Below are 16,971 nucleotides of genomic sequence, written 5' to 3' on the forward strand. Positions count from 1 at the left end.
TGTTTTGGCAGATGAAAATTGATTGAGTTCGAATGATGCAGGACCGATGATTTTTCGGTTTATCCGGATAGTTTTGCCGAATCCAATGCGAAAAAATGCAGATATTTCAGGATGTTAACAAGCGATAAATATCAAGCTGGCTTCATCGGATTGATGTAACCGGCAAACTATGTTCGATTATTAGAGGAATATTTTTGAGCCCTCTATAAGCAATTGGTATGAGGGGTATTGCAACGACACGGGCGCGCAGTTCTGGTGCGCTGCGGGACGAGCTTTGCTCTCGCCCCGTGCGTGATGCTAAGCCGCTATCGATGCCAGTTCGATACGATTGCGGCCAAGGCGCTTGGCCCGGTAAAGCGCGGTATCCGCTTCTTCGATAAGGTCCGTCAGCGACTGGTGCTGCGAGGTGAAGGTCGAAACACCGGCGCTGACAGTCACATGCGCTTGCGTGCGCCCGAAATCGAAGAAGGTTTCGTTGACCCGCCGCCGGATTGCTTCGGCCATGGCCATGGCTTCTTCGGCGTCAGCCGTGGGCATCAGGATCGCAATCTCCTCGCCGCCATAACGGGCAACGAGATCTGATTTGCGCACCAGCGAGCGGATGATGGTGGAGATTTCGACCAGCACCAGATCGCCATTGGAATGGCCCCAATGATCATTGATGCTCTTGAACGAGTCGATATCGATCATGACAAGCGAAAAGACATCGCCGCCCGTTGAAGCCGCCTTGCGGAATGTGCGGCGCGCAACCCTGTCGAACAGCCTGCGGTTGGCAAGATTGGTCAAAGGATCGGTGTGAGCGTCCACCTCCAATATTTTCACGCGATCAACCCGCAGGCGCTCACGATGCAGGAACATCGAGATGAGAATGATCCCTGTGACACTCAGCGTCAGCATTGGCAGGGCGATACGCTGGAAAATCGGCAGCGCCTGTTCGAATGGCAGGACAAAGATGCTCAGCGTGTAGAGCGGAACAGTCAGACCAAGGATAATGAAGTGCTTCCAGGAATAGTTTTTTGGCCGGTAGACCTGCGTAAAGATCAGGCTGATCAGACCGATAATCACAATGCCGACAACACCCGCATAAACACCATTGCCCCCGATGAGGATGCGGGAAATAATCGTTAAAGTTGTAGAGACCAGCACTGCAACCACGCCGCCAAATGGCGCGCTGAGCGCAAGCAGAATGGAACGGGCATCGACAATAATACCTTGGTCGACAATAACGGGATCAAGCATGGAGATAACGGCCGAACAGCCGAACAACAGCCCCACCATGAAACTACGTGTCACCGGGGTGTGAAAGCCGCGAATAATCGAGCCATAGGCCATGCTGACCAGCGCTACCAGGCCAAGACGGTGGACGAGATCCGCGACGATGGGGAAATATTCAGTGTACAATTACCAACCTCAATTCCACTCCCTACGACTATAGCTTTGCCGGGCTAATTTCGTACGAAGGACATCCGTAAAAATTGAACTACCCGATGATCTAACACAAATATTCTACCACAGGTTGTATTTTTTGATGATTCCTGAAGTCAGTTTTTCAAATATGAATTTCCATGGGAACGATATCGAGGGCTATCGGGAGCAGAAATCGCAACAAGTTTGGTATGCGGTTTCAAATCCGGCGCCATTTTTGAAACGAACATTCTGTCGGGTTGATCTGTCAGCGCCTAGACTGATCTCCATTCTTGAAAGGATCAAGGCCATGCTGGCATATCAGGCTGATATCATCGACCTCAAGGCCTACAGGCAGGCGAAAGCCGATGCCCAGCGGAGCGAGCAGCAAAAGCCTCAACAGCTCATGTCCTATCCGATGGTTTCCTTTGCCTGGATTGCCATGCCTGTCTCGTTCGTCCCCGTCGTCTTTTATAGCCCGGTTGCCGGTGAGGCGCATTCTTGACGACACTTGCTCTGGACGAGAATTTTCAATCGGCTGCTTATAGCGAGAACAACGACGCGGCCAATGACTTGCCCGCAATTCTCGGGCGCAACCTGCGCCGGTTGCGGACACGGCAGGGCCACTCGCTGGAGCGGCTGGCAAAACTGGCCGGTGTGAGCCGGGCAATGCTCAGCCAGATTGAAACGGGCAAAAGCGCTCCGACCGTCAATATACTGTGGAAGATTGCAACGGCACTCGGCGTTCCCTTCGCCACATTGCTCGACAGTCAGCGCGTGCAAGGCACCATTATCCTGCGGCGCGACAAAGCCAAGATTCTCGGCCTTGCCGATGGGCGGTTTACCTCGCGCGCGCTGTTCCCCTTCGATGGCGAACGCAAGGTCGAGTTCTATGAACTCCGGATTGGTCCCGGCCATGTGGAGCGGGCGGAGGCTCATGCGCCGGGTACAATCGAGAACCTCATTCTGGTCAGGGGCCGGATCGAGATCAGGACCGGTCAGGAACCGGCCAATACACTCGAAGAAGGCGATGCCATGCTGTTTGAGGCAGATGTACCGCACAGCTACCGCAATTTGACCGACAGCGAGGCAGTCATCTATCTCGTCATGACCTATGTCGAAACTGTAGGCTGAAACAGGAAAGAGCCGGCAGTGCCGGCTCCTGTCAAACGTGCCTGTGGCGAGCTACAGCTCAACCCATCTTGCACATCATCATTGGCATACCGCCACACGACATCATCATGGGCATGCCCATGTTCATCATCGCGGTCATACGGTCACAGCAATCCTTCATCATTTCCATCGACATGCCTTCCATTGGCATCATTTCGCAGACCATGCCCGTTGGCGTCATCTTGCAAGTCATGGTGCACATCATCATGGGCATGGCCATCATTCCACCCATCATAGGCATCTGCATTGGCATCATGCCGTTCATCATTGGCATCTGCATTGGCATCATTCCGCCCATCATCGGCATCTGCATGGGCATCATGTTGTTCATCATTGGCATCATATTGTTCATCATCGGCATCTGCATGGCAGGGTTCATCACACTCTCCGGAAACTTTGTCGACGGCGCCTGATTGCCACCGTTGGCGTGGCTCTAAACCCGGACTTGCTGCGCTGCAATACGGATATGGACCGGCGCCGCTGTTTCCTCCGCGCTCGCGAACAGGCTGTTCACGAAAGCAGATAATCCCCGTATTTCCTGATGTTTTGTGAACAAGCCGAGGTAATTCAGGCCCAGCCTTTGAGGCGCGGCACCGCATCGATCAGTGCCCGGGTGGCTTCAGCCTGCGGCGCAGCCAGAACCCGTTCCGTTTCACCGCTTTCGACGACCCGCCCCTCATCCATCACGATCATGCGGTCGGCAATAGCGCGGACCACGGCGAGATCATGGGAAATGAAAAGATAGGCCACACCCGTCTCCTCCTGCAGGTCGAGCAGCAGATTGAGGATTTGCGCCCGCACCGAAACATCGAGCGCCGAGACCGGCTCATCGAGCACAATCAGATCAGGTCTGGTCATGACAGCCCGGGCAATAGCGACGCGCTGGCGCTGGCCGCCGGAAAGCTCAAGCGGATTGCGTTGCATCAGATCGGGGCTTAGGCCGACTCGTTCAAGTGCGGCGGCGATAACCTCGCCATAGTTTTCCTTTGGAGCCAGATCATGCAGCCGCAGCGGGTCTTCCAGAATCCGCCTGACATTGGCGCGCGGATTGAATGCCGCCAGCGGGTCCTGAAACACCATCTGGAACCGGTGACGCAGTTGCCGTAGCGTGCCACCGCGCATGGCGGTGATATCATGCCCGCAAAGGCGAATTGATCCGGCGTCCGGCTCGCTTAACCGCATGACAAGGCGCGCCAACGTTGTTTTGCCGGAGCCTGATGCACCGACAAGCGCCAGCGTTTCGCCGCGCCCCAAGGTAAGGCCGATATCTCTGAGACCCGACGCATTGCGGTCGCCAAAGCGCTTGGCAATATCGCGCACATCAAGAACGATGGAATCAGCTTCGCTCATGGCAGGCTCAGACTGTCGGGGTTGATTTCGGCAAGGCGTCGCTGGCGCGGTGTCTCCAGCGACAGATGCGCGCCGATCAGCGCTTTCGTATAGGGATGCACAGGCTTGCCCAAAACATCCGCTGCACCGCCGCACTCGACCAGTTGCCCCTTGTAGAGAACAGCGATCTGGTCGGCACGTTCGGAAGCCAGCGCAATATCATGGGTCACGAAAAGCAGGGTCAGCCCATCCTCGCGCACCAGCTCATCCAGCAGGTTGACGATATGGCGTTGCACCACCGTGTCGAGCGCGCTTGTCAGTTCATCGGCAATGATCAGTGACGGACCCGCGGCCAAGGCCAATGCAAGCGCGATGCGCTGGCGCTGACCGCCTGAAAATTCATGCGGATAGCTGTTGAGCCGTGAAAGCGCCTTTGGAATATGCACGCGGTCCATAAGATTGGCGGCACGCACCCGCGCGGCAATCCAGCTTGTGTCCTCATGCGCGCGAATTACCTCGGCAATCTGGTCGCCGACCTTGATAACCGGATCAAGGCTGCCACCGGGGTCCTGAAACACCACGCCAATATCCCTGCCGAGACGTGGGCGCATCAAAGCACCGGGAAAACTGATCGTGCCAGTCTGTTGCGCCTGTTTTGGCAAAAGCCCGGCAATTGCCATGGCGAGGGTGGACTTCCCCGAACCGCTTTCGCCGATGAGCGCCAGCCGCCCTCCCCGCAGAAGTTCCAGCGAGACATCCGCCAGCGCGACGGTTTTGCCGTAGGAAACACCAAAATGATCAACGCGCAGGAATGGTTCGCTCATGACTGGAGCAACCTCTCATTACGCGATAATCCGCGTCCGATCAGATGAACACTGAGGACTGTCACAACCAGCGCCAGACCCGGCACAATGGAAAGATAGGGTGCGGTGCGCAGGACAGTGCGCCCTTCGGCAATCATGCTGCCCCATGTCACGCGGTTCGGATCGCCAAAGCCGAGAAATGACAGTGCCGCCTCGATCAGAATGGCCGCGGCGACCGAAATAGCCGCCAGCGAAGCGGCAGGGCCAAAGGCATTGGGCAGGATTTCCCGGAATGCAATTTCGAGCGGACGCATCCCGAGCGTGCGGGCAGCAGCAACAAAATCACGCTCGCGCAGGGAGAGAACTTCCGCCCGCGTGACCCGTGCGGCCTGTGTCCAGTTGCCGATGCTGATAGCAAAGATCAGCGTTGGAACGCTTGGCCCGGTGACGCTGATTGTTGCCAGCGCCAGCAGAAAACCCGGAACCGTCTGAAATGCCTCGGTGATCCGCATCAGGATCGCGTCAGCAATGCCGCCCAGAAACCCGGCAAGCGTGCCGACAAAACTGCCGATGATAAGCGATGCCGCAGCCGAGAAGAACGCCACGAGCAGCGTCGTGCGCGTTCCATAGAGGAGTTCGGAGAGAACATCGCGGCCAAGCCGGTCTGTACCCAGCAGATGCGCATCCGATGTGAAGGGGCGCAGCAAGGCTTCGCCTGTAATAGCAAGCGGATCGCCCGGCACGATCCACGGGGCCAGCAGTGCCATAAGCACAAGCACGACAAGCAGCACGAAGCCCGCCCGGCCTTCAAGGTTAAGACGTCGCCAGATCATCATCGCCCCACCCTCACGCGCGGATCGAGCTTGCCATAGGCCAGATCAACCAGCAGATTGGCGATGATCACCGTGATCGCACTGCACAGGATGATACCGAGCAGCAGCGGCGTATCGCGGCGCGAGACGGCTTCCGCCGCCAGACGGCCAAAGCCCGGAATGGCAAAAACGCTTTCCACCACCACGCTGCCGCCGAGCATCACCGCTGCCTGCCAGCCGAGCATGGTAGTAACGGGAAGAACCGCGTTGCGCGCCACATGCCGCCAGACGATACGGCGCCGGCTGAGCCCGCGCGCTTTGAGCCCAGTCACAAAGGGATCGCGCCTGATTTCACTCATGCGGTCGCGCATCAACCGCAGATAGAGCGCGAGATAGACCATCGCGAGCGAAGCAACCGGCAGGACCAGATGGGTTGCGATATCCGCCATTCGCGCCAATCCGGTTTTCCCTGAAGCAATAGTTTCGATACCGCCAATGGGCAGCCAGCGAAGATCGACGGCAAAGATCACAATCAGCACCAGCCCGAGCCAGAAACCCGGCACCGCATAAAGCGCCAGCGAGCCGATAGAGAGGAAGCGGTCACGCAATGATCCCGGCTTTGCACCGGCGATAATGCCAAGCAGCGAGCCCAGAAAGAAAGCCAATGCGGTGGCAATGCCCATCAAGAGCAGTGTCACCGGCAGGCGTTCGAAAATCACCGAAAGCACGGGCCGCTGAAAGGCCGTTGACCAGCCGAAATCCCCATGTGCAAGCGCGGAAATATAGGCGATGAAACGGTTCATTGGCCCTTGGTCGAGCCCCCACGCCTGCCGCAATTGCGCCAGTTGACTGGCATCAAGACCACCAGAGCCCGCCACATAGGAATCGACAGCATCGCCGGGTGCTGCCTCCAGCAGCAAAAAGCTGCCCACCAGCACCACACCCAAAACCGGAATGGCCCCCAGCAGGCGCTTTACAAAAAAGGAGGCGAGAGGCGGCAAGTATGGCTCCGACAGGTCATGCGAATGGAGTGGGACACTAGAGCGATTGGCTGGGGAAAACAAATGGGTTTGTTGTCATTATGAGGGGCTAGGGTGGATCACCAACGTTGCAGATCACAAAGGGTGCAGAATCAAAGCCACCTTATATCCCCCTTTCCCCCACAAGGAGATTTGCAAAACCATTAAGCGTGGTTCGACAGGCTCACCATGAGGGTGTGGGAGGATTGCAGGGAGTCAAGGTTCTACACCGATGGATTAGCCTTACAGCACCACTCTCCCTCATGGTGAGCTTGTCGAACCACGCACCAACCACCGCCACACGCTCCAACCCCTACCCTTTAAGCCAGACATTGGCCCAGTTGGACACAGCCCAGCGTGGATTGTCAGATACATTCTGCACCGTATCGCGCGCGACCGTAATGAACGAAAACTCGGCGACATTGATCAGCGGCAGGTCCTCGGCCACCTTCTTCTGCAACTGTTTGTAGAGGTCCGCGCGCTGGCCACCATCTACAGTCGAAGCCGCGTCCTTGATGAGATCGTCCACATCCGCGTTGACATAGCCATATTGGTTGGAGAATGGCACACCATCAGGCAGTCCGCTTTCGAACAGAATGGTGGTCGAGATGGCCGGATCAGAGCGATAAACCGGCGTTGCCACGGTGATATCGAAATCATGATCCGTATAAACGGCCTTCAGATGCGCCGGTGTGTCATTGCTCACCACCTGCGCATCAATGCCAACCTTTGCCAATGCCTGACGCAGATAATCGCCAAACTGTTTGGTTTCATTGAAGAATGGGGCTGGCAGCAATTTCAATGTAAAGCGAATGCCATCCGCACCGCGCTTATAACCGGCCTCATCAAGCAGTGTCTCGGCCTTATCAGGATCAAAGACATAAGCAGCCACATCGGGCTCATAAAATGTCTTGTCATAGGCTGGCACAGGTCCTGTTGATGGCTTGGCATAGCCAAGGAAGATGGTTTTCACCACAAAATCCTTGTCGATCGCATGGGCCAGTGCCTGGCGCACATTCGGGTCGGACAGTTCCTTGCGGCGATGGTTGATTTCGACAATGAGCTGATAGGTCAGCCCCTCATAGCCATTGGCATAGACTTTCAGGCCCGGCACCTTGGAAATACGATCAAGGTCCGCAAGCGGCACAGCCGAGAATGCAGCAAGCTGGATCTGCTCGGCTTCCAGTGCATTGCCTGCGGCGGCGCGGTCGGTGAGCACCTGATAGACGATTTCATCCAGTGCCGGCTGGTCCTTTTGCCAATAGGTTTCATTGCGCTTCAGGAGATAATATTCGCCCGGTTTGTGCTCGCCATATTTGAACGGACCCGTCCCAACCAGTTTCTCATTGGCCGGGTTCTTGGCGATGTCAGTGCCTTCATAGAGATGTTTCGGCACAACTGATGTGACAACGGGCAGCGCATTGCGGATAAGCTGGAATGGCGTCGGCTCGGAGAATTTGAAGATGGCCGTGTGATCGTCAGGCGTCTCGACACTCTCCAGATTTTTGAAGACGACACGCCCGAGATTTTGCAGTTTCTTCCACACTTCGAGTGCGGAGAAAGCCACGTCAGCCGAAGTAAACGGCGTGCCGTCATGCCACGTCACGCCCTCACGCAGTTTGAATGTAGCCGTCAGGCCATCGGCAGACCCCTCCCATGCGGTGGCAAGGCGCGGCGACAAGCCATCCTTGCCATCATAGGATTGTTCCGCCAGTGGCTCGACGATTTTGCTGGCGACGAAGAACACGCCATTGGAGGCGACAATGGCCGGATTGAGATTGGCTGGTTCACTGTCCCCGGCGACAACCAGACGCCCGCCTTTGACAGGCGTTACGCCTTGCGCCCACCCAAGGCCCGGCAGCGCGGTCAACGCGGCGGCACTGGCGGTCAGATGAAGAAAATTGCGCCGATTGAGCAGGATACGGGACATGCTGACGATCCTCTTACGAATTGATGGGCCGGGACAGAATATGACTTAAAGCAGAGATGGTGGCGCGGGCAAAGTCTGGCCGGGCCGACGCGCCCATATGGCCGACACGCAAAAGCTTGCCCGCCGTATCGGCGCGGCCAAGCGACAGGAGAATCCCGTGTTCATCGCGCAGCCGGTCGCGCAGGGCAACATCGCTGAAACCCTCCGGCGGCCGGAAAGCGGTGGCTGTTGGAGCTGCGTATTCCAGCTTTTTCGGCCAGAGTTTTAACCCAAGTTCCAGCAGCCCTCTGCGGGTGATATCAGCGGTTTGCGCATGGCGTGCCCAGACATTTTCCGGGCCTTCCTGCGCATAGAGGTCAAGCGCGGCATCCAGCGCATAAATCTCCGCAATAGACGGTGTGACGGGGAATGGCTTGCCGGGTTCCGATGCGCCTTTCCAGCCAAGAAGGCTGAGGAACGAGCCGCGCGGTGCATCCGGATTGGCCTCGATCTTGGCCCATGCCCGCTCGCTCACCCCGATCAGGCTAAGGCCCGGCGTGCTGCCCAGACATTTGGACGGCGATGTGATGAAAATATCGACATGTACTTGGGGATGCGCATCCATGCCACCAAAGGACGACACCGCATCAACGATCAGATAGGCCCCGTGTTCAGCAACAATGGCACCGATCTCAGGCAGCGGATTGAGCGTGCCTGACGGTGTGTCGTGATGGCAGAGCGAGACAATTTTGATATTCGGACGTTTGCGCAGGATATCACGCACCGCCTGCGGATCGATAATATCGTCATAAGGCACGGCAAGCTCGATGACTTCCTTGCCATAACGCGCGGCCCAACCGGCAAAGCCCTTGCCATAGACCCCGGAAACAAGGTTCAGCACCACGTCATCGCGGGCGATCAGCGCAGCCGCTGCCGCTTCAATGCCAAGGATCGCCTCGCCCTGCATGATGACGGGCGGCGTATCCTGCCGCAGCGCCCGCCGCAATTTTTCGATCACGTCGGCATAGAAGGTCTGGAACGCCGGGTCATAGTCGTAAAGAACAGGTTTTCCAAGCGCAGCAAGCACTTGCGGATAGGCAGGAACGGGACCTGTGGTCAGCATTATCGGGGGTATGGGGAGCATGGATCGCACTTCGAAATTTCATCCCATTTGCGGGCTCAAATGGCACTAGGAGCAGACCATATTCTCACGTTTGATGGAAACCAAGAAAAACTGTTCTAACAATTTGGAATAGGGTGGGAAATGGGGTGGTGAATGAGTGTGGGGGGTGGTTCGACAAGCTCACCATGAGGGGCTTGGGTGGATGAAAGGGAGCTATATTCTGCAACCTTTGTGATCCACAATCTTCGCGATTAGCCTTGCATCCACCCAAGCCCCTCATGGTGAGCTTGTCGAACCACGAACCACGCACCCGCACCACCCACCTACTCCAGCGGGATCACATCCACGGATTGTTTGGCTTCCTGCGAGCCGCTGGTTTTCAGCACGCCGACAATGGGCGACACATCGGCATAATCCCGGCCATATCCCACCGTGATATGGTCATTGCCAGCCATCATCGCGTTGGTGGGATCAAACTCCTGCCAGCCCGCCTCACGGCCGCACCAGGCGCGGACCCACGCATGCATGGCGTCGGCGCCCTCCAGCCGTTCCTTGCCGGGTGGCGGAATGGTGCGCAGGAAGCCGCTGACATAGCCCGCAGGGATGCCGATACCGCGCAGGCCTGCGATCATGATATGGCTGAAATCCTGACAGACCCCGGCGCGCAGATCAAAAGCCTCGCGCGCCGTGGTGCGCACATTGGTGGCGTCCGAATCATAGGCGAAATCCGCATGGATGCGATTGCAGAGATCGTTCACTGCCTCCATAACCGTGCGTGTCGTTCCCAAACTTTTCGCGGCATAAGCAGTGATATCAGGGTCAATAGCCGCCTGTGCGCTTGATGTCAGAAAGTGATGTGGCGCATCGGATGCAACGGACCAGACGCCGCGTATCTCCTTGGTCAAACCGGCAAGATCAGGCGAAACATCCAGCATGGTCTGCGGGCGCGCCACGTTGATACGCGCTGTCATGGTCACATCAAGCGTTTCATGCGGATTGCGGTAGACGATGGAGGTGACGGTGTTGGAAAAGAAGTCAGTAAAATCCGAACGTTCCGCCGCCGAAGGATCAAATGACAGGCTTGAAGCCACCACGCGCTGAATGCCCGGCAGGGTCTGCGGCATAACCCGGATATGATGGCGGCCACCGGCGGCGGAGCGTTCATAATCATAGTGCAGGTGGAGGCGGATATTATACAGCATCTCTCATCCCCTCAGGCAAAATAGGTGTCGGAGATGGTATCGGACAACGCGCCGATTTCATTGGCGAGATCATAAAGCTTATCAGGGGTCAGCTCATCAGCTTCCATGATGGCAAGCTGCGTGTGCAGGCGGAGCACATCCTTGGAAAAGGCCGACATGTGCGCCCCGGCATCACGCTGCGGCAGAAGACTGAACTCTGTTTTCAGCGCATCGAGCTGAAAGATGATCGAGCGCGGATTGAGCGGATCAAGCGCCAGAAGGTCGAGCACACTCAAACGGCCGGAATAGACGCTGTATTGACGCCGGTGCGTCATCACGCTGTCGCCGATTTCAAGCAGCATTTCCAGCGCTCCCTCGGGCGCTTCGTGGCGGGAAAGATTGGCGAGAATGCGGGCCATCTGGATACCGCGCTCGACCCGGCGGCCGATTTCGAGGAAACGCCAGCCGGTGAAACGATACATATTCTCATGCACCAGACCGGAGAACCCGGCCAGCTTGCGCAGGATAATGGTCATGGCGCGGGTGCCGTCATCGCCCTGCGAGACGACATCCTGAAAGCGGTGCACAGTCTTTGACAGATCGCGCAACGCCAGCCAGCCATCGGGCGAGAACCGGTCGCGGATGCGCCCGGCGCTCAGCATGGCGCCATCAATCGACCGCAACAGGCCTTTTGGCACGGCCTCATCCAGATCAATACCCAGCGGTTTGAGCTGATCGCGCATTTCTGTCAAAAGGGGCAGTTCCGCATTGGCCGTCTCGGCATAACGGGCATGACAGGCGCGCAGGATACGTGCCGTGGCTTCGGCACGCTCGATATAGCGCCCCATCCACATCAGGTTTTCGGCGGCGCGGCTTGGCAGGGTGCCGGGTACATTGCGTCTGAAAGCATCATCTTCGCGCGGCAGCAGCGTATCATGACGCACAGGGGCCGAACTGGTGATCCACACATCCGCCGCCTGCCCGCCGCGCTGCATGGCGATAGCCGCCGTATCCAGCGTAAAACCGACGCGGGCAAAACCGCCGGGCATAAAACTCCAGCCATCCTTGTGGCGTGCCGCAAAGACGCGCAGGACAAAGGGGCGCGGTTCGAGCTTGCCGTCGACATAAACAGGTGTCGTCGACAGTTTCACCGCTTCCTGCCCGACCAGCCCGCGACCATCGGTTTTAAGCCTGTGCAACAGCGCCTGACGCGCCGTCTCGTCAAGCGCCGAACCCAGAACCGTCGCCTGTACATCTTCAAACGGCAGGCGTGTCGACAATGCAGGGCCTACCATCATCTGATCCAGCCGGTTGATGACCTGCTGGCGCTCTTTTTCCTGACCGCACCACCATGTGGCAATGCTTGGTAAGGCAAGGCTGCGATCATGCAGCGCCTTGGAGATGGCTGGAAGAAAGGCAAGCAGCGCCCGCGTTTCGAGAATGCCGGAGCCAAGCGCATTGACGAGCGAAACGGAACGCTGGCGCAGCGCCCCAACCATGCCCGGCGTACCGATCCACGAATCGGATTTCAGTTCCAGCGGGTCCATATAGGCCGCATCCATGCGCCGCCACAGCACATCAATGGGTTTCAGGCCGGAAACGGTGCGCACCATCACCCGCCCCTTGCTCACAGTCAGGTCATCGCCTTCCAAAAGCATGATGCCGAGATAGCGGGCGATATAGGCATGTTCGAAATAGGTTTCGTTGTTGGGTCCGGGCGTCAGGATCGCCGCACGGCCCGCCGGATCATTGATCAGGCTTTGCAGGGAATCGCGGAAATCCTTGAAAAACCCGGCAAGGCGGTGGACATTCATTTCGGTGGAAATATCTGACAGCGCACGGGTGGTGGCAACGCGGTTTTCCAGCGCAAAACCGGCACCTGATGGCGCCTGCGTGCGGTCCCCCAGCACCCACCACTGGCCATTGGGTGCACGGCCAAGCTCAAAGGCGCAGAAATGCAGGAAATGTCCGCTCGCCGGTTTGACACCGGCAACAGGGTGCAGAAATTCAGGGTTGGAGGCGATGAGATCAGGCGGCAGCAAACCATCGCGCACCAGCCGGTTATCGCCATAGATATCGGCGACAATATCTTCCAGAAGGTCAGCACGCTGGGTCAGCCCTGCGGTGATCGCGCGCCACTCATCCTCGTTGATGAGCAGCGGAATATGAGCCAGCGGCCATTCCCGCTCCTGCGTGCCTGTTTCGTCATAAACACGATAAAACACACCGGCATCATGCAGATACTGGTTGGCACGGGCAAAACGGGTGGCAAGCTTGTCAGGACCAAGCGTATCGAGCGAACGCAACAGCTTTTCCCAGCCGGGACGTACCGCACCGTTGGGATCAATCATCTCATCTGCCACCCCTGCCAGCGGTTTATAGCTGGCAAGCAGGCCGGAGAGAGGAGTTGCTTTCACGCTTTGTGACATTGGTGTGCTTTATATTCCTGTTTTACTCGCTGTTGCATGAAGATGGTGTGTTGCCGTGGTTCGTGGTTCGTGGTTCGACAAGCTCACCATGAGGGAGAGTGTGGATGCAACGATAATCGCCAGCATTGCAGATCACCAATGTTGCAGAACTTGACTCCCTTCACCACCCCTCTCCCTCATGGTGAGCTTCCTGAGCTTGTCGAAGGGCGAACCACGAACCGGCGGCATTCACCCCCCTCTGCCCTGTCGGGCATCTCCCCCACAAGGGGGGAGATCAGCCTTCAAAGCCATCTTGCACAATCTGAAACTGTTCCGGTTGTGCAAAGGCGTTACTGTCAATGTGATCTCCCCCCTTGTGGGGGAGATGTCCGACAGGACAGAGGGGGGGTGAAAAATGCATCACTGTCAGTCCCACAATCTCAATGGCGCGGCCTTCTCAGGTCGAGGGTCATGGGGAATTCACCTGATGGTTGCTCCCGGCGCAGTTCATATCCACCTGTTGTATGGCCCCGCGGTTCGAAACGGGCGAGCCGCCTCGCCTCAGCCTCGTTGGAATTGACCGGGAACGTATCATAGCTGCGCCCGCCCGGGTGTGCGACATGATAGACGCAACCGCCAATGGCTCGCTGCGACCACTGGTCGTAAATATCGAACACCAAGGGCGTATTGACAGGGATCATCGGATGCAGGCCGGAGCGCGGTTGCCATGCCTTGTAGCGCACGCCCGCCACCGCCGTGCCCTGATTCTCGGTCATTTTCAGCGGCACTTCGCGCCCGTTGCATGCCACGCTGTAGCGGGCCGGGTTAAAGCCATCGACCTTGACCTGAAGCCGCTCCACGGATGAATCGACAAAGCGCACGGTGCCGCCAATGGCGCCCTGTTCACCCATGACATGCCATGGTTCAAGTGCCTGACGTATTTCCAGCTTGACGCCCTCATTCTCGATTTCGCCGCAGAAAGGAAAGCGGAACTCCAGCTGCGCTTCGAACCACTCGGGGCGGAAATCAAAGCCGTTCTCGCGCAGATCAGCGAGCACATCGAGAAAATCCTGCCAGACAAAGGCGGGCAACATGAAGCGGTCATGCAATGACGTGCCCCAGCGCACGAAACTGCCCTGAATGGGATTGTTCCAGAACCGGGCAATCAGCGCGCGGATCAGCAATTGCTGGGCAAGGCTCATGCGCGCATTGGGCGGCATTTCGAAGCCACGGAACTCGACCAGACCAAGCCGCCCAGTGGGCCCATCGGGCGAAAACAGCTTGTCGATGCAAATCTCGGAGCGGTGCGTGTTGCCGGTGACATCCACCAGGAGATTGCGGAACAGCCGGTCGACCAGCCAAGGCAAAGGCGGCGTGCCCTCACCCGGTCGCGGCACCTGCGCCAAGGCGATCTCAAGTTCATACAGGCTGTCATGGCGCGCTTCGTCAAAGCGCGGGGCCTGACTGGTCGGACCGATGAACAGGCCTGAAAACATGTAGGACAGCGCGGGATGGCGCTGCCAATGCAGGACAAGGCTTTTCAAAAGATCAGGACGGCGCAGAAACGGGCTGTTGTTGGGTGTTTCACCGCCAACAACCACGTGATTGCCGCCGCCGGTACCGGTATGGCGACCGTCGATCATGAATTTATCAGCGCCCAGCCGTGTCTGGCGGGCTTCCTCATAGATCGCCTCGGTCGTCTCCACGCAGTCGCGCCAGTTGGCGGCGGGGTGGATATTGACCTCGATCACCCCGGGGTCGGGCGCAACGCGGATGACATTGATCCGGTGATCCTGCGGCGGGCCGTAGCCTTCGATATGCACGGGCAGGCCAAGCTTGTGGGCGGCAGCTTCCGCTGCGGCAACCAGTTCCAGATAATCCTCAAGTGCCTCAACCGGCGGCATGAATACGCTGAGACGGCCATCGCGCGGCTCAACCGATATGGCCGTGCGCACCGCACCGCCGATTTCGCCCAGTTCCTGCTCCACCCGCTCCTGCTGATTGCCTTCAGCGGCTGTGAAAGACGCAACGGTCAGTGGATGTTCTGCTGCGCGTTGTGCTGCCCGTGGCGAGGGGTCTGGCAGTGCACCGCGCTCAACCGAAGGGTCAACCGGGACGATATAGGGGAAATCGGACGGCGGCACATGCGGCAGCGCACCGAGCGGCAGGCGGTAGCCGACGGGCGAATCCCCCGGCACGAGAAACAGCTTGCCGCGCCGTGTCGTCCATTTTTCACTGCGCCAACGCGGCCCGGAAGCAAGGCTGTTCCAGCGCTGCACCGGCAGCACAAAACCGCTTGGCTCGGTGAGGCCACGTTCGAAAACCCGGGCGATACGGCTGCGTTCTTCCGGGTCCTTCAGCTTTGAATTGGAGGGATCGACATTATCAGGCAGATTGCCTTCCTTGACGATCCATTCAGCCGGGTCCTCATAGGCAGGCGCAACCATTTCCTGTTCAACGCCAAGCTCATCCGCCAGCGCCAGCAGGAGCTTTCCGGCATCATCAGGCTTTATATCGGCCGTGCTGTTCTCAGGCGCGATCAGGTCCGGATTGACCCAGATCGGCTTACCGTCCTTGCGCCAGTAGAGCGAGAACGTCCAGCGCGGCAGGCTTTCGCCGGGATACCATTTGCCCTGCCCGTAATGCAGGAAACCACCCGGCGCAAAACGCTCGCGCAGCCGCCGGATCAGCTTGTCGGCCTTTTCCCGTTTGGTCGGGCCGACCGCATCGGTGTTCCATTCGCCTGACTCAAAATCATCGATGGAGACGAATGTCGGCTCACCGCCCATGGTCAGCCGAACATCACGTTCTTTCAGGATAGCATCCACCTGTTCGCCAAGGGCATCGAGCGCGTTCCATGATTCATCCGAAAACGGCTTGGTAATGCGCGGATGTTCGGAAACCCTGTCAACGCGCATATCAAAGCCGAATTCCACATTGGCAAACTCCGCCATGCCGGAAATCGGCGCGGCGTTGCGATAATGCGGGGTGGCGGCCAGCGGCACATGGCTTTCACCAGTCAAAAGGCCGGATGTCGGATCAAGGCCAATCCAGCCGGCACCGGGCAGATAAACCTCGCACCAGGCATGCAGATCGGTAAAGTCCTTGTCCGTCCCGGCAGGACCATCAATGGCAACGAGATCAGGCTTCAACTGAATGAGATAGCCGGAGACAAACCGCGCGGCGAGCCCAAGATTGCGCAGGACCTGCACCAGCAGCCAGCTTGAATCGCGGCATGACCCGGAGCGCAGGCCAAGCGTCGCCTCCGGCTCCTGCACACCGGTTTCCATGCGGATGACATAGCCGATTTCCCGCTGGATGCGCGCATTGAGATCGACGACAAAGTTCACCGTATTGGTCGGGCTGCGATCGATCGTTGCAAGGAAGTTCGAGACCAATGGCCCCATCGGTTCCGGCCTCATATAGATCGACAGATCGTCGCTGATTTCCTGTGGATAGCTGAAAGGCCACGTCTCCGCGACAGGCTCCACAAAGAAATCGAACGGATTGTAGACGGTCATATCGGCGACGAGATCGACCTCAATCTTCAATTCAGTCACCGGTTCGGGGAAAACGAAGCGGGCAAGGAAATTGCCGTAGGGGTCCTGTTGCAGATTAACGAAATGATTGGCCGGACTGACTTTCAGGGAATGGCTGAGAACTTTGGTTCGCGAATGCGGCGCTGGCTGGAGCCGGATGATTTGCGGCCCGAGCATGATGGGCCGGTCATACTTGTAGTGCGTCAGGTGGTAGACTGCTGCGTGAATTGCCATGTCGCCTCAAAAGTCAGTTTCGAAAAGCTACGATTCC

13 protein-coding genes are annotated in these 16,971 nt (G+C 57.9%); 3 read left to right on the forward strand and 10 right to left on the reverse strand.

Annotated features, from left to right (window positions below; translation table 11 throughout):
- Positions 1-297 precede the first annotated feature (297 nt).
- A complete protein-coding gene (locus BLU05_RS13605) occupies positions 298-1,401 on the reverse strand; it encodes a GGDEF domain-containing protein (RefSeq protein ID WP_091880782.1) in 1,104 nt (367 codons plus the stop codon).
- Positions 1,402-1,528: 127 nt separating this feature from the next.
- Between BLU05_RS13605 and BLU05_RS13610 the strand changes: the two genes are divergently transcribed.
- From BLU05_RS13610 to BLU05_RS26215, 3 genes are all read left to right on the forward strand, one after another.
- A complete protein-coding gene (locus tag BLU05_RS13610) occupies positions 1,529-1,909 on the forward strand; it encodes a hypothetical protein (protein ID WP_139210456.1) in 381 nt (126 codons plus the stop codon).
- Positions 1,910-1,977: 68 nt separating this feature from the next.
- A complete protein-coding gene (locus tag BLU05_RS13615; RefSeq protein WP_244518359.1) occupies positions 1,978-2,538 on the forward strand; it encodes a helix-turn-helix domain-containing protein in 561 nt (186 codons plus the stop codon).
- A 119-nt stretch (positions 2,539-2,657) separates the two neighbouring features.
- A complete protein-coding gene (locus BLU05_RS26215) occupies positions 2,658-2,990 on the forward strand; it encodes a hypothetical protein (RefSeq protein ID WP_175540604.1) in 333 nt (110 codons plus the stop codon).
- A 154-nt stretch (positions 2,991-3,144) separates the two neighbouring features.
- Here BLU05_RS26215 and BLU05_RS13625 read toward each other — a convergent pair whose 3' ends face one another.
- From BLU05_RS13625 to BLU05_RS13670, 9 genes are all read right to left on the reverse strand, one after another.
- Positions 3,145-3,927 carry an ABC transporter ATP-binding protein gene (locus BLU05_RS13625; RefSeq protein ID WP_091880786.1) on the reverse strand — a complete coding sequence of 261 codons (783 nt, stop codon included), beginning with the start codon at positions 3,925-3,927 and terminating at the stop codon, positions 3,145-3,147.
- Complete coding sequence (locus tag BLU05_RS13630; RefSeq protein ID WP_091880787.1) at positions 3,924-4,730, reverse strand: ABC transporter ATP-binding protein; 807 nt, start codon at positions 4,728-4,730, stop codon at positions 3,924-3,926. Before BLU05_RS13630 ends, BLU05_RS13625 begins: the two co-directional genes overlap by 4 nt.
- The gene (locus BLU05_RS13635) at positions 4,727-5,545 is read right to left on the reverse strand and encodes an ABC transporter permease (protein WP_091880788.1); all 819 of its coding nucleotides are present in this window, start codon (positions 5,543-5,545) and stop codon (positions 4,727-4,729) included. Before BLU05_RS13635 ends, BLU05_RS13630 begins: the two co-directional genes overlap by 4 nt.
- On the reverse strand, positions 5,542-6,522 hold the full coding sequence (locus BLU05_RS13640) for an ABC transporter permease (protein ID WP_091880789.1): 981 nt from the start codon (positions 6,520-6,522) through the stop codon (positions 5,542-5,544). Before BLU05_RS13640 ends, BLU05_RS13635 begins: the two co-directional genes overlap by 4 nt.
- Before the next feature lie 331 nt (positions 6,523-6,853).
- Positions 6,854-8,470, reverse strand: a complete 1,617-nt coding sequence (locus tag BLU05_RS13645) for an ABC transporter substrate-binding protein (RefSeq protein ID WP_091880790.1) — start codon at positions 8,468-8,470, stop codon at positions 6,854-6,856.
- 13 nt (positions 8,471-8,483) lie between these two features.
- On the reverse strand, positions 8,484-9,593 hold the full coding sequence (locus BLU05_RS13650) for a pyridoxamine--pyruvate transaminase (protein WP_244518339.1): 1,110 nt from the start codon (positions 9,591-9,593) through the stop codon (positions 8,484-8,486).
- A 302-nt stretch (positions 9,594-9,895) separates the two neighbouring features.
- Positions 9,896-10,774 (reverse strand): transglutaminase family protein, encoded by an 879-nt coding sequence (locus BLU05_RS13655; RefSeq protein WP_091880793.1) that lies wholly within the window; start codon positions 10,772-10,774, stop codon positions 9,896-9,898.
- An 11-nt stretch (positions 10,775-10,785) separates the two neighbouring features.
- Positions 10,786-13,182, reverse strand: a complete 2,397-nt coding sequence (locus tag BLU05_RS13660; protein ID WP_091880794.1) for a circularly permuted type 2 ATP-grasp protein — start codon at positions 13,180-13,182, stop codon at positions 10,786-10,788.
- Positions 13,183-13,601: 419 nt separating this feature from the next.
- On the reverse strand, positions 13,602-16,934 hold the full coding sequence (locus BLU05_RS13670) for a transglutaminase family protein (RefSeq protein WP_091880798.1): 3,333 nt from the start codon (positions 16,932-16,934) through the stop codon (positions 13,602-13,604).
- Between the last annotated feature and the right edge of the window lie 37 nt (positions 16,935-16,971).

The sequence above is a fragment of the Phyllobacterium sp. OV277 genome (assembly GCF_900104355.1).
GTDB lineage: Bacteria > Pseudomonadota > Alphaproteobacteria > Rhizobiales > Rhizobiaceae > Phyllobacterium.